At 71.6% G+C, this 1118-nt stretch carries 1 protein-coding gene; it reads left to right on the top strand.

The genetic code is table 11. The annotated features are described in order from the left end of the window. The first annotated feature begins 276 nt into the window (after window positions 1–276). A complete protein-coding gene (locus tag Q7W29_12090; GenBank protein ID MDO9172556.1) occupies window positions 277–1077 on the top strand; it encodes a polysaccharide deacetylase family protein in 801 nt (266 codons plus the stop codon). The last annotated feature ends 41 nt before the right edge of the window (window positions 1078–1118 follow it).

Below are 1118 nucleotides of genomic sequence, written 5' to 3'. Positions count from 1 at the left end.
GATCGATCGCGCTGGCGGGCTCGACGCCTGGCAGGCGGGCCCCGAGCAGCAGACCGACCCCGACGTGCGCCTCTGGCAGTGGCTCAAGCAGCACTTGCCCCAGGTACCCGTGTTCATGGGCTAAGGGGCGCAGGACCGTTTTGCCGATGGCATGCGCTTGCTGGCCCGGCACATGCCCGACGCAACCCACATCACCTTGCCGGGCGAACACGACTGGGCGGTCTGGTTGCCCCTGTGGCAGCGTTTCCTCTCACTGGGGCATTTCCCGGCATTGCCATGAGCCGGCCCTGGACCGTCCCCCCCGCGATCAAGGCGTCCGCGCTGCTGCACGCGGGGGCCGCGCTGGGCACGTTGGCCGTGCCAGCCGTCTGGCCCTGGGCACTGGGGGCCGTGGCGCTCAACCACGCGGTGATCACGGTGGCCGGCCTGTTGCCGCGCTCCAGCCTGCTCGGCCCCAATCTCACCCGCCTGCCGGCGCACTCACAGGCGCGGCGCGAACTGGCCTTGACCATAGACGACGGGCCCGACCCAGAGGTCACGCCGCGCGTGCTCGACCTGCTGGACGCGGCTGGCGCCCAGGCCAGTTTTTTCTGCATCGGCTGGCGCGCGCGGGCACACCCGGCGCTCTGCCGCGAGATCGTGGCGCGCGGTCACCGGGTCGAGAACCACGGCGACTCCCACTCCAACGCGTTTTCCCTCTTCGGCCCCCGGCGCATGCGCACCGACGTCGCGACCGCCCAGGCCACGCTTTCTGACATCACCGGCCAGGCCCCGCTGTTTTTCCGGCCCACCGCCGGTCTGCGCAACCCGTTCCTGGAGCCGGTGCTCGCCGGGCTTGACCTGCAGCTGGCCGCCTGGACCCGCCGGCCCTACGACACGCGCGACGGCCGTCCGCAGCAGGTGCTGCAGCGCCTGATCCGAGGGCTGGGCCCGGGCGACATCCTGCTCATGCACGACGGCCACGCCGCGCTCACGCCCGATGGGCAGCCGGTGATCCTGGCCACCTTGCCGCTGCTGCTCGACCGGCTGAAAGCCGAGTCCTTGCGGGCCGTGACGCTTCAGCAGGCGTTGGCATGAGCGAAGCGCCGGGCCGTTCCCAAGCGAGCTCGCACCGCAGC

The organism is bacterium, from assembly GCA_030654305.1.
Taxonomy (GTDB): Bacteria; Krumholzibacteriota; Krumholzibacteriia; order LZORAL124-64-63; family LZORAL124-64-63; genus PNOJ01.
The sequence above is the reverse complement of the archived record's forward strand: the minus strand, read 5'-3'. Positions and strand labels throughout refer to the sequence as shown.

Excerpts from the sequence above, each read along its gene's own strand:
- Q7W29_12090 (MDO9172556.1), top strand. The coding sequence starts at position 277 with ATGAGCCGGCCCTGGACCGTCCCCCCCGCGATCAAGGCGTCCGCGCTG.